The sequence below is a fragment of the Pseudomonas sp. PSE14 genome, from assembly GCF_029203285.1.
Taxonomy (GTDB): Bacteria; Pseudomonadota; Gammaproteobacteria; order Pseudomonadales; family Pseudomonadaceae; genus Pseudomonas.
The window spans coordinates 318,703-341,042 of sequence record NZ_CP115669.1 but is presented as its reverse complement, the minus strand read 5'-3'; the positions used below and the strand labels follow the sequence as shown (position 1 = coordinate 341,042).

The 22,340-nt window shown below is 66.4% G+C and carries 20 protein-coding genes and 1 other RNA gene; 8 read left to right on the top strand and 13 right to left on the bottom strand.

All coding sequences use genetic code 11. The annotated features are described in order from the left end of the window. Positions 1–6: 6 nt before the first annotated feature. Together gcvT and O6P39_RS01565 are read right to left on the bottom strand one after the other, a co-directional pair. The gene (gcvT, locus tag O6P39_RS01570; protein ID WP_275609737.1) at positions 7–1,089 is read right to left on the bottom strand and encodes a glycine cleavage system aminomethyltransferase GcvT; all 1,083 of its coding nucleotides are present in this window, start codon (positions 1,087–1,089) and stop codon (positions 7–9) included. A 112-nt stretch (positions 1,090–1,201) separates the two neighbouring features. After that, positions 1,202–2,821 (bottom strand): iron ABC transporter permease, encoded by a 1,620-nt coding sequence (locus O6P39_RS01565; protein WP_275609736.1) that lies wholly within the window; start codon positions 2,819–2,821, stop codon positions 1,202–1,204. A gap of 174 nt (positions 2,822–2,995) precedes the next feature. Here O6P39_RS01565 and O6P39_RS01560 point away from each other — a divergent pair, with 174 nt between their 5' ends. After that, a complete protein-coding gene (locus tag O6P39_RS01560) occupies positions 2,996–3,334 on the top strand; it encodes a hypothetical protein (protein WP_275609735.1) in 339 nt (112 codons plus the stop codon). A 15-nt stretch (positions 3,335–3,349) separates the two neighbouring features. On the opposite strand, the gene O6P39_RS01555 is transcribed toward O6P39_RS01560, so the two are convergent. The 5 genes from O6P39_RS01555 to O6P39_RS01535 form a co-directional block, all read right to left on the bottom strand. After that, the gene (locus tag O6P39_RS01555) at positions 3,350–4,345 is read right to left on the bottom strand and encodes an extracellular solute-binding protein (protein WP_275611866.1); all 996 of its coding nucleotides are present in this window, start codon (positions 4,343–4,345) and stop codon (positions 3,350–3,352) included. Positions 4,346–4,643: 298 nt separating this feature from the next. After that, a complete protein-coding gene (locus O6P39_RS01550) occupies positions 4,644–5,861 on the bottom strand; it encodes a 2-octaprenyl-3-methyl-6-methoxy-1,4-benzoquinol hydroxylase (RefSeq protein ID WP_275609734.1) in 1,218 nt (405 codons plus the stop codon). A gap of 25 nt (positions 5,862–5,886) precedes the next feature. Then, positions 5,887–7,071 (bottom strand): 2-octaprenyl-6-methoxyphenyl hydroxylase, encoded by a 1,185-nt coding sequence (ubiH, locus tag O6P39_RS01545; RefSeq protein WP_275609733.1) that lies wholly within the window; start codon positions 7,069–7,071, stop codon positions 5,887–5,889. Between the two features lies 1 nt (position 7,072). Further along, positions 7,073–8,407 (bottom strand): Xaa-Pro aminopeptidase, encoded by a 1,335-nt coding sequence (gene pepP / locus O6P39_RS01540; RefSeq protein ID WP_275609732.1) that lies wholly within the window; start codon positions 8,405–8,407, stop codon positions 7,073–7,075. 9 nt (positions 8,408–8,416) lie between these two features. Continuing rightward, on the bottom strand, positions 8,417–8,971 hold the full coding sequence (locus O6P39_RS01535) for a UPF0149 family protein (RefSeq protein WP_275609731.1): 555 nt from the start codon (positions 8,969–8,971) through the stop codon (positions 8,417–8,419). 186 nt (positions 8,972–9,157) lie between these two features. On the opposite strand from O6P39_RS01535, the gene O6P39_RS01530 reads away from it, so the two are divergent. The 4 genes from O6P39_RS01530 (at position 9,158) to O6P39_RS01515 (ending at position 10,552) form a co-directional block, all read left to right on the top strand. Continuing rightward, a complete protein-coding gene (locus tag O6P39_RS01530; RefSeq protein ID WP_015475059.1) occupies positions 9,158–9,367 on the top strand; it encodes a TIGR02449 family protein in 210 nt (69 codons plus the stop codon). Then, positions 9,364–9,678 (top strand): cell division protein ZapA, encoded by a 315-nt coding sequence (locus tag O6P39_RS01525; protein ID WP_275609730.1) that lies wholly within the window; start codon positions 9,364–9,366, stop codon positions 9,676–9,678. The genes O6P39_RS01530 and O6P39_RS01525 overlap by 4 nt, the downstream gene beginning before the upstream one ends. Before the next feature lie 32 nt (positions 9,679–9,710). After that, a non-coding RNA gene (ssrS, locus tag O6P39_RS01520) (6S RNA) lies at positions 9,711–9,889 on the top strand. A gap of 9 nt (positions 9,890–9,898) precedes the next feature. Beyond that, complete coding sequence (locus tag O6P39_RS01515; protein ID WP_275609729.1) at positions 9,899–10,552, top strand: 5-formyltetrahydrofolate cyclo-ligase; 654 nt, start codon at positions 9,899–9,901, stop codon at positions 10,550–10,552. Here O6P39_RS01515 and O6P39_RS01510 read toward each other — a convergent pair. Next, on the bottom strand, positions 10,540–10,671 hold the full coding sequence (locus O6P39_RS01510) for a hypothetical protein (RefSeq protein WP_275609728.1): 132 nt from the start codon (positions 10,669–10,671) through the stop codon (positions 10,540–10,542). The two genes, O6P39_RS01515 and O6P39_RS01510, sit on opposite strands and share 13 nt — an antisense overlap. 314 nt (positions 10,672–10,985) lie before the next feature. Between O6P39_RS01510 and O6P39_RS01505 the strand changes: the two genes are divergently transcribed. Together O6P39_RS01505 and O6P39_RS01500 are read left to right on the top strand one after the other, a co-directional pair. Further along, on the top strand, positions 10,986–11,447 hold the full coding sequence (locus O6P39_RS01505) for an EVE domain-containing protein (RefSeq protein WP_275609727.1): 462 nt from the start codon (positions 10,986–10,988) through the stop codon (positions 11,445–11,447). An 85-nt stretch (positions 11,448–11,532) separates the two neighbouring features. Next, on the top strand, positions 11,533–13,371 hold the full coding sequence (locus tag O6P39_RS01500; protein ID WP_275609726.1) for a diguanylate cyclase: 1,839 nt from the start codon (positions 11,533–11,535) through the stop codon (positions 13,369–13,371). Positions 13,372–13,481: 110 nt separating this feature from the next. Here O6P39_RS01500 and O6P39_RS01495 read toward each other — a convergent pair whose 3' ends face one another. The 4 genes from O6P39_RS01495 to O6P39_RS01480 all read right to left on the bottom strand — a co-directional run bounded on the left by O6P39_RS01495 (position 13,482) and on the right by O6P39_RS01480 (position 18,987). Next, positions 13,482–14,606: an ABC transporter permease gene (locus O6P39_RS01495; protein ID WP_275609725.1), complete on the bottom strand. Its 1,125-nt coding sequence runs from the start codon at positions 14,604–14,606 to the stop codon at positions 13,482–13,484. Between the two features lies 1 nt (position 14,607). Then, positions 14,608–17,343: a ribosome-associated ATPase/putative transporter RbbA gene (gene rbbA, locus O6P39_RS01490; protein ID WP_275609724.1), complete on the bottom strand. Its 2,736-nt coding sequence runs from the start codon at positions 17,341–17,343 to the stop codon at positions 14,608–14,610. Then, positions 17,340–18,413: an HlyD family efflux transporter periplasmic adaptor subunit gene (locus tag O6P39_RS01485; RefSeq protein ID WP_275609723.1), complete on the bottom strand. Its 1,074-nt coding sequence runs from the start codon at positions 18,411–18,413 to the stop codon at positions 17,340–17,342. Before O6P39_RS01485 ends, rbbA begins: the two co-directional genes overlap by 4 nt. Positions 18,414–18,579: 166 nt before the next feature. Further along, positions 18,580–18,987 (bottom strand): flagellar basal body-associated protein FliL, encoded by a 408-nt coding sequence (locus O6P39_RS01480; protein ID WP_275609722.1) that lies wholly within the window; start codon positions 18,985–18,987, stop codon positions 18,580–18,582. 148 nt (positions 18,988–19,135) lie between these two features. On the opposite strand from O6P39_RS01480, the gene O6P39_RS01475 reads away from it, so the two are divergent. Beyond that, positions 19,136–20,113, top strand: coding sequence for an NADPH:quinone oxidoreductase family protein (locus O6P39_RS01475; protein WP_275609721.1), 978 nt, complete (start codon positions 19,136–19,138; stop codon positions 20,111–20,113). A 695-nt stretch (positions 20,114–20,808) separates the two neighbouring features. Here O6P39_RS01475 and O6P39_RS01470 read toward each other — a convergent pair. Further along, complete coding sequence (locus O6P39_RS01470) at positions 20,809–22,332, bottom strand: malonyl-CoA synthase (protein WP_275609720.1); 1,524 nt, start codon at positions 22,330–22,332, stop codon at positions 20,809–20,811. Positions 22,333–22,340 lie beyond the last annotated feature (8 nt).

Here is a 22,340-nt window from a genome sequence, read left to right as displayed (position 1 = left end):
TGCAATTTAGATCAGGGCTTTGCCATGACGCACGAAATTCGGCTGAACGACGCGAACCGGGTACCACTTGCCACGGATTTCCACCTCGGCGCGGTCGCCGGTGGCGGCCGGCACGCGGGCCAGGGCGATGGATTTGCCCAGGGTCGGGGAGAAGCTGCCGCTGGTGATCTCGCCATCACCGACGCCAGCGACGCGTACCACCTGGTGGGCGCGCAGCACGCCGCGCTCTTCCAGTACCAGGCCGACCAGCTTGGGCGCATCGCCCGCGGCTTTCTGCGCTTCCAGGGCCTGACGGCCGATGAAGTCGCGCTCGGCCGGCTCCCAGGCGATGGTCCAGCCCATGTTGGCGGCCAGCGGGGAGATGTCTTCGTCCATGTCCTGGCCGTACAGGTTCATCCCGGCTTCCAGGCGCAGGGTGTCGCGCGCGCCGAGGCCCGCCGGGGCAATGCCGGCGCCGACCAGTTCGTTGAGGAAGCCCGGCGCTTCGGCGGCCGGCAGCATGATTTCCAGGCCGTCCTCGCCGGTATAACCGGTACGGGCGATGAACCAGTCACCATCGGCCTTGCCCTGGAAGGGCTTGAGCTCGCGGATCAGTGCGGCGCGGGAGGGAGTGACCAGCTCGGCGGTCTTCTCGCGGGCGTTCGGGCCCTGCACCGCCAACATCGCGAGGTCCGCGCGCTCGGTCAGGGTGACGTCGAAGCCTTCGGTATGGGCCTGCATCCAGGCCATGTCCTTGTCGCGGGTGGAAGCGTTGACCACCACGCGGTAGCCGTACACGCCGAGGTAGACGATCAGGTCGTCGACCACCCCGCCACGGTCGTTGAGCATGCCGCTGTACAGCGCCTTGCCCGGGGTCTGCAGTCGTTCGACGTCGTTGGCCAGGAGTCGCTGCAGGTATTCCTTCGCCTGCGGACCGGTGACGTCGACCACGGTCATGTGGGAAACGTCGAACACGCCGCAATCGCGACGTACCTGGTGGTGCTCTTCGACTTGCGAGCCGTAGTGCAGCGGCATGTCCCAACCGCCGAAATCGACGATCTTGGCGCCGAGGGCGACGTGCAAATCATAGAGCGGTGTGCGCTGTCCCATGGGTGGTCTCCTTCCGGGCGAGGCGGGTGCGGAGCGCGAGAACGGCCCGCACGAAACGCGCGCATTGTAGTCGCATGACCGGCCTGTGGACAGCGTGTCCGACAGTCGAATCTCAGCGATCGGCACAACCGGCCGCGCGCGCCGAGCGGCGGATCAGGCCAACGACCGGGAACAACCCCACCAGCACCAGCGTCAGGGCCGGCAGCGCCGCCCGCGCCCACTCGCCTTCGCTGGTCATTTCGAAGACCCGCACCGCCAGCGTGTCCCAGCCAAAGGGCCGCATCAGCAGCGTCGCCGGCATTTCCTTGAGCACGTCGACGAACACCAGCAACGCGGCGCTCAGCGCCCCCGGCAGCAGCAGCGGCAGATAGACCCGGAAGAACAACCCCGCACCGCCCACCCCGAGGCTGCGCGATGCCTCCGGCAGCGACGGACGGATACGCGCCAGGGCACCCTCCAGCGGGCCATGGGCCACTGCCATGAAGCGGATCAGGTAGGCCACCAGCAGCGCGCCGAGGCTGCCCAGCAGCAGCGGCTTGCCGGCGCCGCCCAGCGCCGTGGACAGCGGAATCACCGCGTGATTGTCCAGCCAGCTGAAGGCCAGCATGATTGCCACCGCCAGCACCGAGCCGGGCAGCGCGTAGCCAAGGTTGGAAATACCGACCGCCGAGCGCACCGCCGGAGTGGGCGACAGGCGGCGAGCGAAGGCCAGCAGCAGCGCCACCGCCACCGTCAGCAGCGCGGCGCAGCCGCCCAGGTAAAGGCTGTGCAGAATCAGCCCCCAGTAACGCTCGTCGAGATCGAAACGGCCCTTCTGCCAGCACCAGACCAGCAGTTGCAGCAGCGGAATGACGAAGGCGCAGGCGAACACCAGCAGGCACCAGGCCGTCGCCACGAACGCCTTCCAGCCATGCAGGCGATACAGCGCGGCACCGCGCGGCCGTTCGCTGGGCACGCCGCTGCGACCCCGGCTGTAGCGCTCACCCAGCAGCACCAGCATGACGAACAGCAGCAACAGGCTGGCCAGCTGGGTGGCGCTGGAGAGGCTGTAGAAGCCGTACCAGGTCTTGTACACGGCGGTGGTGAAGGTATCGAAGTTGAACACCGCGACGGTGCCGAAATCCGCCAGGGTCTCCATGACCGCCAGGGCAAGGCCGGCACCGATGGCCGGCCGCGCCATGGGCAGGGCGACCCGCCAGAACGCCGCCCAGGGCGACAGCCCGAGCACCCGCGCCGCTTCGGTCAGCCCGCGACCCTGGGCGAGGAACGCGGTGCGCGCCAGCAGGTAGACGTAGGGATAGAACACCAGCACCAGGACGATGATCACCCCGCCGGTGGAGCGCACCCGCGGCAGCCGCAAGCCGCTGCCGAACCACTCGCGCAGCAGCGTCTGCACGGGCCCGGCGAAGTCCAGCAGGCCGACGAAGACAAACGCCAGCACATAGGCCGGCACCGCGAAGGGCAGCATCAGCGCCCAGTCCAGCCAGCGCCGGCCGGGAAACTCGCAGAGGCTGGTGAGCCAGGCCAGGCTCACACCGAGTACGGTCACCCCAACCCCGACGCCAAAGACCAGGAGCAGCGTATTGCCCAGCAGGCGCGGCAGCTGGGTGTCCCACAGGTGCGCCCAGATCTCCCGGTCGATCTCCGCCCAGCTCAGCAGCAACACGCTGATCGGCAGCAACACCAGGGCGGCGACGAGGAAGGTGATGAGGTACCAGCGGTTGACGCGCATGCAGCGGATTATCCGGAAACTTCAGTGGGTACTCGGGCCAGGCGCATCCGAAGACGCTCGAAACACGCCGCCGGCGAGTTCGAAATCAACTGATCTTCAGCGAGCAGGGATAAAGCGCAAGGTAGAGCGGTCGAATCGGCCACTTTGCCATCCCCCTCGCTAAGGAAAAAGCCCATGTTTCTTCGCCGCGCTCTGCCAACCCTGCTCTTCGCCCCGCTGTGTGGACTGGCATTGGCCGACGAACCCACCGCCACCGAAGCCTGCCTGAACCTCGCCCATCGCACCCTGGCCGGCGACCCGCAACAGGCGCAACGCTGGCAGGAGGTCTGGGTCGATGCTGGCTTGACGCGCGAGGAGGCCTACGACGGCGAAGTCGAAGGCCAGCGGGTCGACCGACGCCTGCGCCTGGTACTGCGCCGGGACAGCGCCGAGGACGGGCTGCTCACCTGCTTCCTGAAGGGGAACAACCAGGCCGTTTCGGCACAGTACCAGGCAAAGGCCGACGCCCCTTGAGGCGTCGGCAGGCAATCAGTTCCAGCCGGCGCGATCCATCAGTTTGATCGCCTCGGCCTGGCGCTTGCCGGCAACTTCAACCGGGATGCTGTCGGCCTTGAATGCGCCCCAGGCCGCCACTTCCTGCGACGGCGCCACCTTCGGGTTGGCCGGGAATTCCTGGTTGATACCGGCGAACAGCGCCTGGGCCTGCGGGCCGGTCATCCATTCCACCAGTTTCTTGGCTTGCTCCGGGTGCGGCGCATACTTGGTCAGGCCGATGCCCGACAGGTTGACGTGCACGCCACGGTCGCCCTGGTTCGGCCAGAACAGCTTCACCGGCAGGTCCGGCTTCTCCTGGTGCAGACGGCCGTAGTAGTAGGTGTTGACGATGCCGACGTCGCACTGGCCGGCGGCGATGGCCTGGAGCAGCGCGGTGTCGTCGGAGAACACGTCAGTGGCCAGGTTGCTCACCCAGCCCTTGAGGATTTCCTCGGTCTTCTGCTCGCCGTGGGTCTCGATCAGGGTGGCGGTCAGCGACTGGTTGTAGACCTTCTTCGCCGTGCGCAGGCACAGGCGGCCTTCCCACTGCTTGCCGGCCAGCGCCTCGTAGGTGGAGAGCTCATCGGGCTTCACCCGCTGGGTGGAGTAGGCGATGGTGCGCGCGCGCAGCGACAGGCCGGTCCAGCTGTCGGTGCCGGAGCGGTACTGCGGCGGGATATTGGCATCCAGTGTGGGCGAGTCGAAGGGCTGCAGGATACCCATCTTCTCGGCCTGCCAGAGGTTGCCGGCGTCCACGGTGAGCAGCAGGTCGGCCGGGGTGTTGGCGCCTTCAGCCTTGATCCGCGCCATCAGCGGCGCTTCCTTGTCGGTGATGAACTTGATCTTCACCCCGGTCTTCTCGGTGTAGGCGTCGAACACCGGCTTGATCAGCTCGTCGATGCGCGAGGAATAGACCACCACTTCGTCGGCGGCCTGGGCAGTGCCAGCGATGGCGGCCAGCAGGAGGGTGGCGGGAAGACCTTTGCGCATGAGCATGGGCGTGTCCTTTGCGGGGAAGATATCCCGCAAATGATAAGGAACCGCATTTGCTACTGGGTCGCGTAGGTGTGTCGGGGTGTTTCGGGAGGGTGCGGTTTGGGGTCGCGGGGATACTGGGGTAGTAAACCAAGAGCCCCCCACCCCAGTCCTCTCCCAGAGGGAGAGGGAGCTATTCGGAGCAGGTGGATGTCGCGGAGTCAACCGGCGAGCCCTGAATCATCCGCTTGCGCCGATCAGTCCCCTCTCCCCTTGGGAGAGGGTTAGGGTGAGGGGCCGAAGGCCGCCGTTATCAAACCCGCGCCAACGTCGGCAGATCGCCGGAGAGCCCCAGCGCCTGCCGCACGAACATGCCCTTGGCTTCATGGTGCTTGTCCACCAGCCGCAGCCCGGCATTGCGCAGCCAGCGCACCGCCAGCGGGTCGGCCTGGAACAGGCGCTGGAAGCCTTCCATCGCCGCCATCATCGCCAGGTTGTGCGGCATCCGGCGGCGCTCGAAGCGGCTCAGCACGCGCTCTTCCGCAATATTCTCGCCCCGCTCGTAGGCATGCAGAATCACCTCGGCGAGCACCGCGGCATCAAGGAAACCGAGATTGACGCCCTGCCCGGCTAGCGGGTGAATGGTGTGCGCGGCATCGCCGATCAGCGCCAGCCCCGGCTCCACGTAGCGCTTGGCGTGACGCTGGCGCAGCGGGATGCACAGGCGGCGGTCGGCATGTTCGATGGCGCCCAGGCGGTGCTCGAAGGCCCGCCCCAGCGCAGCGCAAAACCCGTCGTCGTCCAGCGCCATGATGCGTTCGGCCTGTTCCGGGGTGGTCGACCAGACGATCGAGCACCAGTGCGCGTCACCCTCTTTCGCCAGCGGCAGGAAGGCCAACGGGCCGTCATCGGTGAAGCGTTGCCAGGCCGTGGCCAGGTGCGGCTTCTCGCAGCGCACGCTGGTGACGATGGCGTGGTGCAGGTAATCCCACTCGCGGGTGGCGCAGCCGGCCAGGCGGCGCACCGCCGAGTTGGCGCCGTCGGCGGCGATCACCAGCGGCGTGCGGATTTCCCGGCCATCGGCCAGGGTCAGCAGCCAGTCGTCGCCGGAATGGCGCAGTTGCTCCAGGCGCGCGCCGGGCAGCAGGCCGAGGGCGGAGTCGTGCAGGCGATCCAGCAGGGCATCCTGCACCACGCGGTTCTCGACGATATGGCCGAGCACCTCGGCATGCACGCTGGCGGCGCTGAAGTGGATCTGCCCGGTGCCCGAGCCGTCCCACACCTGCATCTCGCGATAAGGCTCGGCGCGGCGCGCGGCGATGCCGTCCCAGGCGTGCAAGCGCTGGAGGATGCGCCGGCTGGCTTCGGACAGGGCGCTGACGCGCGGTTCGAAGCTCGACTCGCGGTCGAACGGCTTGACGCTCATCGGGCTGCCATCCAGCAGCAGGATGTCCAGGCCGCTGCCTTCCAGGGCCAGGGCCAGTGCGCTGCCGACCATGCCGGCCCCGACTATTACCAGATCCGCGTGCATCGAATTTCCTTTTGACTGGGGGCTGTCACACCGGGCGGGCGCCCAGGCCCATGGCCTGGCGAGCGAACCAGCGCTTGGCCGGCGGCAGCAGGTCGAGGCCGAGCAGGCCCAGGTTGCGGCCGGTGGCGAGCAGCGGCTGGGCGTTGGAGAACAGGCGGGTGACACGGTCGGAGAAGCCGACGGTCATCTGCTGGTCCAGGCGCTGGCCGTCGAGATAACGCTGCAGCACGGCGAAATCGCCCGGCGCGGCCTCTTCCTGCAACAGCCGGTCAGCCAGGGCCTGGGCATCACGCAGCGACAGGTTGAAACCCTGCCCGGCGATCGGGTGCAGGCTGTGGGCGGCATTGCCCAGCACCACCAGGTGCGGGCGAATCTGTTCCTCGGCCTCGATCAGGCTCAGCGGGTAGCCATAGCGGGCGCCGACCTGGCGGAAGGCGCCGAGGCGATAGCCGAAGGCTTCCTGCAACTCGGACAGGAAGGCCGCATCGGACAGCTCGCGCAGGCGCTCGGCATCGCGGCCGTTGCGGGTCCAGACCAGCGCGCAGCGGTTTTCCGGCAACGGCAGCAGGGCCAACGGGCCGTTCTCGGTAAAGCGTTCGAAGGCCTGGCCTCGGTGGGCTTCGGACGGGCTGACGTTGGCGATCAGCGCGGTCTGCCCGTACGACGAGGAGCGCACGCCGATGCCCAGCTGCTCGCGCAGGCCGGAACGGCCGCCATCGGCCAGCACGGCAAGGTCGCAGTCCAGCTGCGTGTCGTCGTCCAGAGTCAGGCGATAGCCATCGCCGATCGCTTCCATCCGCCGCACCTCGGCGGGGCAGCGCCAGCTGACCACTTCCGGGTCCAGGGCACGCCACAGGCTCTGGCCGAGCCAGGCGTTCTCCACCACATAGCCCAGGGCCGGAACGCCCTCCTCTACCGCTGTCAGGCGCGCGGAACCGAAGCGGCCACGGTCGGAGACGTGAATCTGCGAGATCGGCTCGGCGCGCTGGGCGATCTGCTGCCAGAGCCCCAGGCGTTCGTAGATCTGCCGGCTGCCGAAAGACAGCGCGGACGAGCGCGCATCGTAGCTGGGCTGATAGGCATCGCCGGGGGCGAACGGCTCGACCAGCACGATCCGCCAGCCGCGCTCGCGGGCGCCGGCCTGGAGAATCAGTGCCAGGCTGGCGCCCACCAGGCCACCACCGATGATGGCCAGTTGCGTACGTTGCATGTCAGGCGGCCTGGGCGCGGGCTTGCGCCATCAGTGCCTCGATCTCGGCGACGGTCTTGGGCACACCGTTGGTCAGGATCTCGCAGCCGGTCTTGGTCACCACCACGTCGTCCTCGATGCGCACGCCGATGCCGCGCCACTTCTTCGGCACGTCGGTGTTGTCCGGGGAGATGTAGATGCCCGGCTCGACGGTCATCGACATGCCCACTTCGAGCACGCGCCATTCGCCGCCGACGCGATACTCGCCGACATCATGCACGTCCATACCCAGCCAGTGGCCGGCACGGTGCATGTAGAAGGCCTTGTAGGCTTCATTGGCGATCAGTTCGTCGACATCGCCGCTGAGCAGGCCGAGCTTCACAAGGCCCGCGGTGATGACCCGCACGGTGGCCTCGTGGGCCTCGTTCCAGTGGCGACCCGGCGCGATGTAGTCGAAGGCGGCCATGTTGGCGTCGAGCACCAACTGGTAGATCGCCTTCTGCTCGGGGCTGAACACGCCATTGGCCGGGAAGGTGCGGGTGATGTCGCTGGCGTAGCAGTCGATCTCGCAGCCGGCGTCGATCAGGATCAGGTCACCGTCCTTGATCGGCGCGTCGTTCTCCCGGTAGTGCAGGATGCAGGCGTTGCGACCGGTGGCGACGATGGAACCGTAGGCCGGCATCTTCGCCCCGCCCTTGCGGAAGGCGTAGTCGAGCTCGGCTTCGAGGTGATACTCGCTCAGCCCCGGACGGCAGATCTGCATGGCGCGCACGTGGGCGCCGGCGGAAACCTCGGCGGCGTAGCGCATCACCTTCACCTCGCCCGCGCTCTTGTACAGGCGCATGTCATGCAGCAGGTGGTCGAGGGCGACGAACTCGTTCGGCGGCTGCGCCCCCTGGCGGGCCTTGGAGCGGATCACGTTGATCCAGTCCACCAGCCGGCGGTCGAACTCCTGGTTGGCGCCCAGTGCGTAGTAGACGCGGTCGCGACCTTCGATCAGGCCGGGGAGGATGTCGTCGATATCACCGATGGGGAACGCATCGTCGGCGCCGAAGTTGCTGATCGCGCCGTCCTGGCCGGCGCGCAGACCGTCCCAGAGCTCACGCTCGGGATCTCGCTCGCGGCAGAACAGTACGTACTCGCCATGCTCGCGGCCGGGGATCAGCGCCATCACCGCTTCCGGCTCGGGGAAGCCGGTGAGGTACTGGAAGTCACTGTCCTGGCGGTAGACGTGCTCGACGTCGCGGTTGCGGATGTACATCGGCGCCGCCGGAAGAATGGCGATGCTGTTGGGTTCCATCTGCGCCATCAGCGCCTTGCGCCGACGGGCGTATTCCGACTTGGCGATACGGATCATGCAGCAACCTCAATGCAGGGACGGTTTCTCGGCCGGTGCCGGCACCTTGCCGAACTCGGAGAACAGCAGCAGCGGGGCGACGCGCAGGTACTCCTGCACTTCCATATAGTCGGCCTCGCCGTCTTCGGAATCTTCCAGTGCGCCCTGGACCTGGGCGATAGCGGCGATGTCCTGCAGCACTTCGTCGGCTTCGTCGGACAGGCTGGGGGAGCGCAACGCCAGTCCGAAGCCGGCGAGGAAGCCCTGGCACCACTGGCCCAGGGCCGCGGCGCGCTCGGCCAGCGGGGCGTCGTCATTGGGCAGCATCAGCACCACGGCCATCTCGCCGGCGCTGAAGTCCTGCTGGACCATGCCCAACAAGCCACCCAGGGCCGCGCTCAGACGCTCACCCGGCTCACCGCCGAGCAGCTCGCCGGCGGCTTGCAGCCATTCGTCCTGGTCGAAGCCGGAACCGGCGCAGACGCGGCCGAGCAGGTGGCCGTGCAGCTCGGCGGGGGAAATCGGCAGGGCGGCCTCGGCGAGCAGGGCGGAGAAGGCGGTATAGGCGGAACTTGACGTGGACATGATCGAACCCGGGGTAAGGCAGCTAGGCGCCATCGGGCGCCGCGCATAGAATGTGGTCTCGTATCCTAGCACCGCCGCCCAGTGCAAGACCATGTAACGGGTCGCCGCGTTGACCCACCCCCACGGCGGTCCTATATAGTTCCCGGTCACTCCCATTCTTACGAGTAAAGAGCCAAGCGAGAGCCCATGGAAGACGCCGACCTGCACACGCTGATCGCCAAGTTCGACCAGCTGCTCCAGCGCCTGGAGCAGCTCAAGGCCGAAAACCGGCTGCTGCGGGCGAACGAGAAAAGCTGGCGGGAAGAACGCGCCCATCTGATCGAGAAGAACGAATTGGCGCGGCAGAAGGTCGAAGCGATGATTTTGCGACTCAAAGCCTTGGAGCAGGACTCATGAGCCAGTCGAATACCCTCAATGTTCAAATCCTCGACAAGGAGTACTGCATCGCCTGCCCTCCCGAGGAACGCGTCAACCTGGAAAGCGCCGCGCGCTATCTCGACAGCAAGATGCGCGAGATACGTTCCAGCGGCAAAGTGATCGGCGCCGACCGCGTGGCGGTGATGGCCGCGCTGAACATCACCCACGACCTGCTGCACAAGCAGGAGCGTCAGGACCACGACAGCAGCTCCACCCGCGAGCGCGTGCGCGAACTGCTCGAGCGCGTGGACCGGGCCCTTACCACCGATAAGGAACCGGGTGAAGTCTGACCCTGGAAATTTCCTTGGGGTATAATCCACCCCGTTCCCTGGTGTGTTTGCCAGTCGGTGATGTCCCTGAGCCGATAATTGCAACAACGGGGGTTGCCAGTTGGGCTGGTGTGCATGTCCGCACGACGGAAAGCCTTAAAGCCTACTGCAACCACCACCTTGAACTCTCGGGTTCAAGGGCTAACCCGACAGCGGCATGTCCGGGGAGCTTTACCCTTTCATGATCCATTCCGACGGTCTCTCCCGTCCGGCCCTGCGCCGCAAGCTGCGCCAGGCCAGACGCGCCCTCACCCCGCTCCAGCAACGTCTCGCGGCCCAGGCCCTGTATCGCCAGTTGGCGCAGCATCCGCTGTTTCGCCGCGCGAAGCACATCGCCCTGTATCTGCCGGCTGACGGCGAGATCGACCCACGGCCCCTGATGAAAGCGGCGCAGAAGCGCGGCAAGGCGACCTATCTGCCGGTGCTGTCGGACTGGCCGAAAACCCACATGACCTTCCAGCGCGTCGGCATTGGCGAACGCTGGACGCGCAACCGTTTCGGCATCGCCGAGCCGGTGCCCAACCGCGGCCAGCAACGCCCTGCCTGGGCGCTGGACCTGCTGCTGTTGCCACTGGTGGGGTTCGATCCGCAGGGCGGTCGCCTGGGCATGGGCAAGGGGTTCTACGACCGCACCCTGGCCTACCTAGGCATGCGCAAAAATTGGCACACACCGACGCTATTGGGTCTGGCGCACGAATGTCAGAAGGTCGATCGGCTGGAGCTGGCCAGCTGGGACGTGCCGCTGATGGGCACGGTGACGGATGGCGGCTGGTATGGCCGGCTTGCACAGGCGTCGCGATCCCTGCGACACCCGGCGAAGAATCAGGGCTGCTGAGTGACCTGGGCAGGCAGACTGCCCTGGCGTTCCCAGAGGCTCTGGGTGTAACCGGTGGTGACGACCCCCAGGCCGAACAGGATTACCAGAACCCACAAAAGATCAGGCTTGCGTTTCATCGATTGCCTCCCCCTTCCAGGCAAACTGTCCACGATGGCCGGCGGTGGTTTTTTTGTCCGTCCGGCGGGCCAAGCTAAAAACGGCGGCATTCTCCGACAATGAAAAGCTTCTCGCAATTCTGACGCCAACCGATCGTCGGAGGAGGCACGCCTGCCAAAACATCGGGCACTTTCAGGCAAGGTTCATGCCGATTTCCTACATTTTCTTCCTACAGCAAATCTCCCGCGAGCCGGCAGCTTGTCGCAGGGGAAACACCTACCCTTAGTCCCCGGACGAGTCCGGACATTCGCCACATCCAAGGAGGCCTTCGCCGATGGCACGCGCATACTGGCTGATGAAATCCGAGCCTGACGAGCTCTCGATCCACGACCTCAAGCGCCTGAAGACCGCGCGCTGGGACGGCGTGCGCAACTACCAGGCGCGCAACTTCATGCGCAGCATGCAGCCGGGCGACCTGTTCTTCTTCTATCACTCCAGCTGCCCCGAGCCGGGCATCGCCGGGATCGCGCAGATCGAGGGCGAGGCCTACCCCGACCCCACCGCGCTCGATCCGCAGAGCCACTATCACGACCCCAAGGCCAGCGCGGAAAAGAACCCCTGGACCGCCCGCGACGTGGGTTTCGTCGAGGCTTTCAAGTCGGTGCTGCCGCTGGCCGCGCTCAGGGCCCAGGCGGGCCTCGAAGAAATGCCGCTGGTCCAGCGCGGCAGCCGCCTGTCGGTGATGCCGGTGACCGAGGAGCAGTGGCGGATCGTGCTGGGCCTGGCCCGGCACTGACGGGGGACAAGCCAGGAAATAGCCTGGCCGTGAAAGGCAGATGTCACTGTGCTATTAGGTAAGGAACGCTTTCGGAATTCATCGCATGGACCGCCTGAAGTCCTCCCTTGCCACCTATCTCGGACTTGGCGGCCTGCTCTGCGTTCTACTGCTGGCCAGCGCCTGGCTCGGCCTTGAACTGGCCAACAGCGAACGGCAACGGGTTCGCGAACGCCTGAACTACCAGGCGCGCGCCCTCGCCCACCAATTGGAGGCCAACCTGCACGAACAGGTGCAGGGGCTGGACCTGCTGGCCGAGCTTTGGACCCACCACGGGCGCATCCAGCGCTCGGAATGGGAGCTCAACGCGCGCTTCTACATCGACAACTTCCCCGGCTACCAGTCGATCCAGTGGGCCGATGCGAACCTGCGCATCCACTGGGTGGAGCCCTTGCAAGGCAACGAGGTGGCGCTGAACTACTGGCTGACGCCGATGAGCCCCGGCTACGCCACCGCGATGGCCGCCCGCGACACCGGCAAGCCACACCTGAGCGACAGCATCGAGCTGCTCCAGGGTGGACGCGGCTTCGTGCTCTACACGCCGGTCTACCTGCGCGCCCCGGACGGCACGCTGCAGTTCGACGGTTTCATGGAAGGCGTCTTCCGCGTCGGCAACCTGATGAACCACCTGCTGGAGCAGGCCGACAGCCAGCTGTTCAGCGTGCGCCTGCTGGAGCATGGCCAGCCGCTGTACGTCCGCGCCCAGCCGGAGAGCCGCGCCGAGGACACCCTGCGCCTGCCGCTGCAGCTGCTGAACAACCGCAACTTCGAACTGGAGCTCAGCCCCAGCGCAACGCTGGTGAAATCGCTCTCCACACCGCTACCGACGGTCGTCTTCAGCGCCGCCGTGGCCATCAGCCTGCTGCTGGTCGCCGCCCTCGCCCTGGCGCGGGACAACGCCCGCCGCGCCACCGCGCTCAGCGCCAGCAACCGCCTGCTCAACCTGGAAGCCGAGCAACGCCAGGAAATCGAGGGGCACCTGCTCGACAGCCGCGAACGCCTGCAACTGGTGCTCGACCTGACCGATTCCAGCCGCGACGCCCTGTTCATCTTCGAGCTGCACACCCGCGAGCTGCTGCACATGAACTGCGCCACCTACAGCAGCCTCGGCTACAGCGCCGAGGAGTTCCGCCAGTTGCTGCGCGACGACCCGGAGCGTCTGATTCCCGGCTTCTTCGCCTGGCTGCAACTGGTGCAGCAGGCCAATCGACTGAACCTGTCGATGATCTTCCAGCGCGAGATGCAACGCCGCGACGGCAGCCTGCAGGCGGCGGAGATCAATACCCAACTGGCCCACCAGGGCGAGCGCGAGTACCTGATCGCCGTGGCCCGCGACAATGGCGAACGTCTGCAACTGGAAGCCCAGCTGCAGAAGCAGTCGCAGCAGGATGGCCTCACCGGCCTGTACAACCGCCGCTACTTCGACCGCCAGTTGCAGAGCGAGTGGCGCCGCCTGCGCCGCTCCGACTCGCCGCTGGCGATCCTGATGCTCGACGTCGACCACTTCAAACTGTTCAACGACTGCCTCGGCCACCTGGCCGGAGACGATGCCCTGCGCCGGGTCGCCGGCGCCCTGCGCGGCTGCCTGCAGCGCGAAGGGGACGCGGCCTGCCGCTACGGTGGCGAGGAGTTCGTGATCATCCTCGCCGATACCGGCCTGGACGGTGCCGCCCACGTGGCCGCGCGGGTGCACCAGCGGATCGCCGAGCTGGGCATCGCCCACCCGGCGACGGAGCTGGGGCGCCTGGCCATCAGCATCGGCGTGGCCATCGCCAAGCCGGGGCAGGACAGCGAGCCGGACCAGCTGATCGCCCAGGCGGACCAGGCGCTGTACGCGGCGAAGCATCGGGGCCGGAACCAGACGTGCGTGTGGCCGGTGGAGTGAGGATGGCATTTCTGTAGGGGCGAGCTTGCTCGCGAACCCGCTTGACTCCGGAACTGCCGGACAGCTTGTTCGCGAGCAAGCTCGCTCCTACGAAGAGCAAAGAGCGGACATTACGCCATCTGCCCGATGGTCCGGCGGAAGCGCCACAGGGCGCCGGCGAAGAACGCCGCGCCAATCCCGACGATCGCCAGCAGCTGCGGCCAGACGATGGACAGGTCCGCCCCGCGGTAGAGAATCGCCTGGGCCAGGCTGACGAAGTGGGTGGTCGGCGCCGCCAGCATGATGGTCTGCACCAGCTCCGGCATGCTCTCGCGCGGCGTGGTGCCGCCGGAGAGTATCTGCAGCGGCATCAGCGTGAGGATCACCAGCAGCCCCAGCTGCGGCATCGAGCGCGCCACGGTACCGAGGAAGATGCCCATGGACGTGGTGGCGAACAGGTGCAGCGCCGCGCCCAGCAGGAACAGCCCCACCGAGCCGCTGATCGGCACGTCCAGCCAGCCGCGCACCACCAGTTGCAGGGAGATGGCCGCCGCCACCAGCACCACGGTGCCCATGGACCAGACCTTGGCCATCATGATCTCGAAGGCGGTCAGCGGCATCACCAGCAGGTGCTCCACCGTGCCGTGCTCGCGCTCGCGGATCAGCGCGGCGCCGGTAAGGATGATCGACAACATGGTGATCTGGTTGATCACTTCCATCACCGCGCCGAACCAGGCCTGGGTCAGGTTCGGGTTGAACTCCATGCGCACCGCCAGCTCCGCCGGCATCGCCGCCTCGGCGCGGTAGCGACTGACGAACTCGCGCACCTCGGTACCGATGATGTTCTGGATGTAGCCCGCGCCAGAGAATGCTTGCCCGGTCTGGGTCGCGTCGACGTTGACCTGGATCGCCGGCTGCCGCCCGGCCAGCACGTCGCGCTGGAAGTCCGGCGGGATGTCCAGGGTGAAGGTGTACAGGCCGACGTCCATGCCGCGGTCCATCTGCGCGTGGCCGATCATTTCTGGCGGTCGGAAGTACGGTGGCTGGAAGGCGTTGATGATGCGCGTGGAGAGCTGCGACTGGTCCTCGTCGACGATGGCAATCGGCGCGTGGTGCAGGGTTTCCGGCACGCCGGTGGCGGAGCTGTAGACGCCCAGGGTGAAGGCCCAGGCGATCAGGATCAGCATCGCGTAGTCGCGGCCCAGGCTGCGGAATTCCTTGATGCCGAGGTTGAAGATGTTCGCCAGCTTGTTCATCTCAGGCCTCCTGCTTCTTCAGGCAGGCCACGCTGAGCAGCGTCAGCACCACCACCATCGCCAGCAACGGCAGGTAGTAGACCCAAAGGTCGGCAAAACCCAGCGCCTTGGAAAAGGCGCCGCGACTGACGACCAGGAAGTGCGAGGTCGGGTAGAGCTGGCCGATCACCGCCGCCGCGCCCTCCAGCGACGACACCGGGTGGATCAGTCCGGAGAACTGGATGGCCGGGATCATGGTGGCGATGGCGGTGCCGAACACCGCGGCGATCTGGCTCTTCATGAAGGTCGAGAGCAGCAGCCCCAGCCCGGTGCTGGTCACCACGTAGAGGAAGGCGCCGATCAGCAGCGCGAGGAAGCTGCCCTTGAGCGGCACCTGGAACAGCAGCACGGCCATGGCCAGCATCAACACGAAGTTGATCATGCCCATGCCGATGTAGGGCAACTGCTTGCCCAGCAGGAATTCCAGTCGTGTGACCGGCGTGACGTAGAGGTTGGTGATCGAGCCCAGCTCCTTCTCGCGCACCACGCCCAGGGCGGTGAGCATCGCCGGGATCATGATCAGCAGCAGCGGGATCACCGCCGGCACCATCGCCTTGAGGCTCTCCACGTCCGGGTTGTAGCGGTAGCGCACTTCGGTGCTGGCCGCCGCGCTGGCGGCAGCACTGCCATTCTGTCGGGCGAGATCGGCGAGGTAGCTCGAATGCAGGCCCTGTACGTAGCCGAGCACGGTGTTGGCGCGGGTCGGCATGGCGCCATCGATCCACACGCCGATCTGCGGATCGGCACCGCGCTTGAGGTCGCGGCCGAAGTTCGGCGGGATTTCCACTGCCAGGCTGATGTCGCCGCTGCGCAGGCGCCGCTCCAGGTCGTCCGGGTCCTGAATGGTCGGTTTCTCGATGAAGTAGCGCGAGCCGGCGATGTTCAGCGCGTAGGCCTGGCTGGTGGTGGTCTGGTCACGGTCGAGCACCGCGTAGGTGAGGTCCTCGACGTCCATGTTGATGCCGTAGCCGATGATGAACATCAGCAGCGCGGTACCCACCAGCGCCAGGGTCAGGCGGATCGGATCGCGACGCAGTTCCATGGCTTCGCGGCGCGCGTAGCTGAACAGGCGCAGCCAGCTGAAACGGTCGCTGCCCTTGTATCGGGTCGGCTCGGCAGGTGCTTCCGGCGCAGGCGCGGTATCCGGCACCGGCGCGCTGCCGGTGGCCTCTTCCAGGTAGGCAATGAAGGTGGCTTCCAGGGTCGGCAGGCCACGCTTGTCGATCAAGCCCTGCGGGGTGTCGCTGTCGAGTACCTTGCCGGCGTGCATCAGCGAAATGCGGTCGCAGCGCTCGGCCTCGTTCATGAAATGGGTAGAGATGAAGATGGTTACGCCGTCATTGCGCGACAGTTCCACCATCAGCTCCCAGAAGCCGTCGCGGGCCACCGGGTCGACGCCCGAGGTGGGCTCGTCGAGGATCAGGATTTCCGGCTTGTGGATCACCGCCACGGCCAGCGACAGGCGCTGGCGGATGCCCAGCGGCAGGCTGTCGGGCAGCTCGTTGCGCACCTTGCCCAGGTCGAAACGTTCGAGCATCTCCTGTACGCGCGGCCCGATCTGGTCGGCCGGCAGGTGGAACAGCTTGGCGTGCAGCTCCAGGTTCTGCAGCACCGTCAGTTCGGCATACAGCGAGAAGGCCTGGGACATGTAGCCGACGCGCCGGCGGGTCTCCATGTCGTTGGCGTTCACCGGCTGGCCGAACAGCGCGCAGGTGCCTTCGCTGGCCGGCAGCAGGCCGGTGAGCATCTTCATGGTGGTGGACTTGCCGCAGCCGTTGGAACCGAGGAAGCCGAAGATTTCCCCGCGCTCGATGCGGAAGCTCACATGGTCCACTGCGACGAAATCGCCGAAGCGGCAGGTCAGTCCTTCGGCCTCGATGGCGATCTGCGGAGCGCCTTCGCTCTGCGCGCGCGGCGGAATCACCAGCGTGTGGTGACCGACGCGCTTGCTCTCGGGCAGCAGGGCGATGAAGGCTTCTTCCAGATTCCGGGTGCCGGTGTGCTCGCGCAGTTCGGCGGGCGTACCGGTGGCAAGCACCTTGCCGTCGTCCATCGCTACCAGGTGGTCGAAGCGCTCGGCCTCCTCCATGTAGGCGGTGGCGACCAGCACGCTCATGCCCTCGCGGCCGGCACGGATGCGGCCGATCAGCTCCCAGAACTGGTTGCGCGAAAGCGGATCGACGCCGGTGGTGGGTTCGTCGAGGATCAGCAGGTCGGGGTCGTGGATCAGCGCGCAGCACAGCCCGAGCTTCTGCTTCATGCCACCGGAGAGCTTGCCTGCCGGCCGTTCGGCGAACGGCGCCAGCCCCGTGCTGTGCAGCAGGTCGGCGATGCGCCGCTCACGCTCGGCCTTGTCGTGGCCAAACAGGCGGCCGAAGAAGTCGACGTTCTCGAACACCGAGAGCGTGGGATAGAGGTTCTTGCCCAGGCCCTGGGGCATATAGGCGATGCGCGGACACACGGAGCGGCGGTGGCGGGCGTCGCGCATGTCGCCGCCAAGCACCTGGATTTCGCCGTCCTGCATCTTCCGCGCGCCGGCCAGCAGCGCCAGCAGGCTGGACTTGCCGACGCCGTCCGGGCCGATCAGGCCGACCATGTGGTTGGCCGGGATATCCAGCGTGACGTTGTCCACCGCGCGAGTCTCGCCGTAGCGCAGCGAGACGCCAGCCAGACGGGCCACGCAGTCGGCGGTGTTCATTGCGGAACCTTGATCTGCAGTTCAGCCGGCCACTGCGCTTGCGGGTCGAGGCGCAGGTAGGCCATGCCCGGCACGCCGGTCTTCACGTAGGTGATGTACTTCGCAAGCAGCTGCGGATCCAGCCGCGCCTTGACGCGGAACATCAGCTTCTCGCGCTCGTTGGCGGTTTCCACGGTCTTCGGGGTGAACTGCGCGACGCTGGCGACGTAGGAGACTTTCGCCGGGATCACGTACTCCGGCACCGCATCGATCACCAGGCGCACTTCCTGGCCCAGCTCGACCTTGCCGGCCTGGCCCGAGGGCAGGAAGAAGGTCATGTAGACGTCAGCCAGATCGACCATGTTGAGCAGCTTGCCGCCGGCGGCCAGCACTTCGCCCGGCTGCGCCACGCGGTACTGCACGCGGCCGTTGCGCGGGGCCTTGAGCAGGCTGTCGTCGATGTCCGCCTGCAGGCGCACGGTGCTCGCGGTGGCGGCCTCGATGGCCGACTGCGCCTCGATCACCTGGGAGCGCGCGGCGGCAATGCCGGCCTGCGCCGACACCACCTGCGAGCGCGAGGCGGCCAGTGCGGCCTGGGCGCTCTGCATCACCGCACGGTCATCATCGAGTTGCTGTTGCGGCAGCGCATTGCGCTTGACCAGCTGCTCGGTGCGGGTGAAGCGCTTCTGCGCGGCGGTCAGCTCCGCCTGGCGCTGGGCGACCACGGCTTCGGCGGTGGCCTTCTCGCTGGTGCGCTGGGCGACCAGGGATTCAGCGGTGAGCCGGGCATTCTGCGCCTGCCGCACCTCAGCCTGGGCCTGGGCGAGCTGGGCCTGGAGCACCTGGGTGTCCATCTTCGCCACCACTTGGCCGGCCTTCACGAAGTCGCCCTCGTCCACCAGGATTTCCGCCACCCGTCCAGGCAGTTTGGTGGCCACGTCCACCTCGGTGGCCTCGATGCGTCCGTTACCGCCGGCGAAGCCTTCGGGGAGGCCGGCCGGTTTGAACGTCTGCCAGGCCAGCGCGGCGAGCACGGCCGCAACCACCACGATCAGTCCGCGGGTGCGCCAGCTTTTTGCGATTCCTGCCATCCGATAATCCCCTTCTGCGTGCGCTCGAATTCGAGCGAATCATGAGGGGATCATCGGTAATCGGCGGCGAATGACGCTTGATACAAGTCAGGCGTGACTAGGAAATTTCCTACATGCCTGGTTTGACGGGGCTTAGGGCCCTACTGCGCGATGGGCAGGCCCGAGGTCAGGGCTGGACGATCAGGTTGTTGAACAGCAGGTCATCCACCAGCGGCTTGCCCTCTTCCTGTTGCAGGACGCCCTGCACCTGCTTGAGAGCCTCCTGGCGCAGCTTTTCCTTGCCATCGACGCTGCCGAGGGAGTCGTCGGTCTGCTGGGCGAACAGCATCACCAATTGGTTGCGGATCAGCGGCTCATGATGCTCGACCTTCTCCGAGGCCTCCTTGCCGGTGACCTTCAGGGCGATGTCGGCCTTGAAGTATTTCAGCTTCGGACCGCTGCCATAGTTGCCCACCAAGGCCGGGGTGAGGTCGACGAAGACCGGCTTGTTGGCGTCTTCGGGCTTGGCCTCTTCTTCCGCGGCAACGAAGGGGCTGAAGGACAGGACCAGCAACAGGGCGAGGAAAGCTCTCAAGGCGATGTCTCCGGATTCGATGGCCCAAAGGATAGCCACACTCGCGCCGCCGCCCAAGCTATATCGGGGCATAAGCCGAGACCATGGTGATTTGCCCCCTCGCCATGCACTCCTACACTGGCCCGATACCTAAAGCGGAGTAATCCCCATGAAAGCCGTGCTGTGCAAAGCCTTCGGCCCCGCCGAAACCCTGGTGCTGGAAGACGTCGCCAGCCCCGAGCCGAAGAAGAACGAAGTCCTGCTGCAGGTGCATGCCGCCGGGGTGAACTTCCCCGACACCCTGATCATCGAGGGCAAGTACCAGTTCAAGCCGCCCTTCCCGTTCTCTCCGGGTGGCGAGGCTGCCGGCGTGGTGGGTGCGGTGGGTGAGAAGGTCACCCACGTGAAGCCCGGCGACCGGGTGATGGCGCTGACCGGCTGGGGCAGCTTCGCCGAGGAAGTGGCGGTGCCCGGCTACAACGTGATGCCGATTCCCGACGGCATGGACTTCGCCAGCGCAGCCGCCTTCGGCATGACCTACGGCACCTCCATGCATGCGCTGAAGCAGCGCGCCAACCTGCAGCCGGGCGAGACCCTGCTGGTGCTCGGCGCCTCCGGCGGCGTGGGCCTGGCGGCGGTGGAAATCGGCAAGGCCATGGGCGCGAAGGTGATCGCTGCCGCCAGCAGCGACGCCAAGCTGGAAGTGGCCAAGGCCGCCGGCGCCGACGTGTTGATCAACTACAGCGAGGGCAGTCTGAGGGACAAGCTCAAGGAAATCACCGGCGGCCAGGGCGTGGATGTGATCTACGACCCGGTGGGCGGCGACCTGTTCGAAGAAGCCTTCCGCTCCATCGCCTGGAACGGCCGCATGCTGGTGGTGGGTTTTGCCAGCGGCACCATCCCGTCGTTGCCGGCCAATCTCACCCTGCTCAAGGGCGCGTCCCTGGTCGGCGTGTTCTGGGGCTCCTTCGCCCAGCGCCAGCCGCAGGACAACGCGGCGAACTTCCAGCAGCTGTTCACCTGGTTCGCCGAGGGCAAGATCAAGCCGCTGGTGTCGCAGACCTATCCGCTGGAGAAGGCGGCGGATGCGATCAATCACCTGGGCCAGCGCAAGGCGGTCGGCAAGGTGGTGGTAACGGTGCGCTGATAGCGTTCCGGCGACACAAAAAGCCCCGCTCAAGCGGGGCTTTTTCATTCTGTCGCTCCTACAGGGAAATCCGGTGTTGAGCGATTCGCGAGCAAGCTCGCTCCTACGAAGAGCGCCATCTCGCCGGCTTTGGCTTTAAAAAGATTTCCAGAGAAACATCCACGCACTCCGAACCGCCCCGTTCAGGAGGCCTCGTTGAAGCACAGCTTCAGGGGTTGAGCGACATGGATGTCGCGAGAGCCGCGATGGGCCAGGGATGGCCCTTCGCGGCGTGCCCCGGAAACTGTGCTTCAACGAGGGTATTTTTCGCCCCAAGCGAAAAACCGGATGATTGGGGCAAGACCTTTGCCTCCTTTGGGGCGTTTGCCAAAGGAGGTCGCCCGAGGGGGCGAAACAAGAAGTCCGCGCGCACGCCAAAGCGGCGCAGGAAATAGAGGCGCGAAGCAGGCATATCGCGGACGAAGTCCGCTCCTACGAGCCCGAAAGCCCCTCTCCCTAACCCTCTCCCGCAAGCGGGAGAGGGGACCGTACGGCACAGCATGAAACCTTGACGTCAGCCGGCACGGGCAGCTCCCTCTCCCTTCAGGGAGAGGGCTGGGGAGAGGGAAAATCGCAGGCACGACCTCACAAGAAGACAGTTGCTCCTACAAAAGCAAAAAGCCCCGCGTGAGCGAGGCTTTTCATGCGAATCGGGCTCAGGCGTACAACGCCTTGAACTGCTCCCGCAGCACGTTCTTCTGCACCTTGCCCATCACATTGCGCGGCAGCGCGTCGACCACCATCACCCGCTTGGGCTGCTTGAAGCGCGCCAGCTTGCCGTCCAGGGCGGCGAGGACTTCCGCTTCGGTCGGGGTGTGCTCCTTGTTCGCCACCAGCACGGCGGTGACGCCTTCGCCGAAGTCCGGATGCGGCACGCCGATCACCGCCGATTCGGCCACGCCCGGCAGGGTGTCGAGGATCTGCTCCAGCTCCTTCGGGTACACGTTGTAGCCGCCGCTGATGATCATGTCCTTGCTGCGGCCGACGATCTGCACGTAGCCCTTGTCGTCGATGAAGCCGATGTCGCCGGTCATGAAGTAGCCGTCCGCGCGCAGTTCCTCGGCGGTCTTCTCCGGCATGCGCCAGTAGCCCTGGAACACGTTCGGCCCGCGCACTTCGATCATCCCCGGCTCGCCCTGAGGCAGCACGGTCGCTTCGCTCGCACCCGGATCGGTGATGCGCAGCTCGACGCCCGGCAGCGGGAAGCCGACGGTGCCGGCGATGCGCTCGCCGTTCAGGGGATTGGAGGTATTCATGCCGGTCTCGGTCATGCCGTAGCGTTCGAGGATGGCCATGCCGGTGCGCTCGGAGAATGCGCGGTGGGTCTCGGCGGTGAGCGGCGCGGAGCCGGAGATGAACAGGCGCATGTGCGCCACCGCCTCGCGGGTCAGGCCGGGCTGATCGAGCAGGCGGGTGTAGAAGGTCGGCACGCCCATCAGCAGGTTCACCTGGGGCAGCAGCTTGAGGATTTGCGCGGCGTCGAACTTGCTCAGGAACAGCATCGAGCCGCCGGCCATCAGCAGGCTGTTGCAGGCCACGAACAGGCCGTGGATGTGGAAGATCGGCAGCGCATGGAGCAGCCAGTCGGACGGGCTGATCTTCCAGTAATCCACCAGCGCGCGGGCGTTGGAGACCAGGTTGCCATGGCTGATCATCGCGCCCTTGGAGCGCCCGGTGGTGCCGGAGGTGTAGAGGATCGCGGCAAGGTCGCTCGATGCGCGCTCCACGTCGACGAAGCGTCCCGGCTTGCCCTGTACGGCGTCCATCAGCGAACCGTCGCCCTGGTCACCCAGGGTCGCCACGCGCGCCACGCCACTGGCCTCGGCCAGTTCACGGGCCTGGGCTTCGAAGGCCGGGGCACAGACGAACAGCGAGGGTTCGGCGTCGTCGAGGAAGTAGCGCAGCTCCTCGCCGGTGTAGCCGCTGTTGAGCGGCAGGTAGACCGCGCCGACGCGCAGCACGGCGAGGTAGAGCATCACCGTCTCGGGGCTCTTGTCGACCTGCACGGCGACGCGATCACCCGGCTGCACGCCGAGCTCCACCAGCGCGTGGGCGAACTGCGAGGTGCTGCGCAGCATGTCGGCGTAGCTGTAGCCGCCGCCCTCGGGGGTGCGGATGAAGGGCTTGGTGAGGTCGCTGGGCAGGTGTTTGCCGACTTCGGCGAAAAGGCTCTGGTTCATGTGCGGGT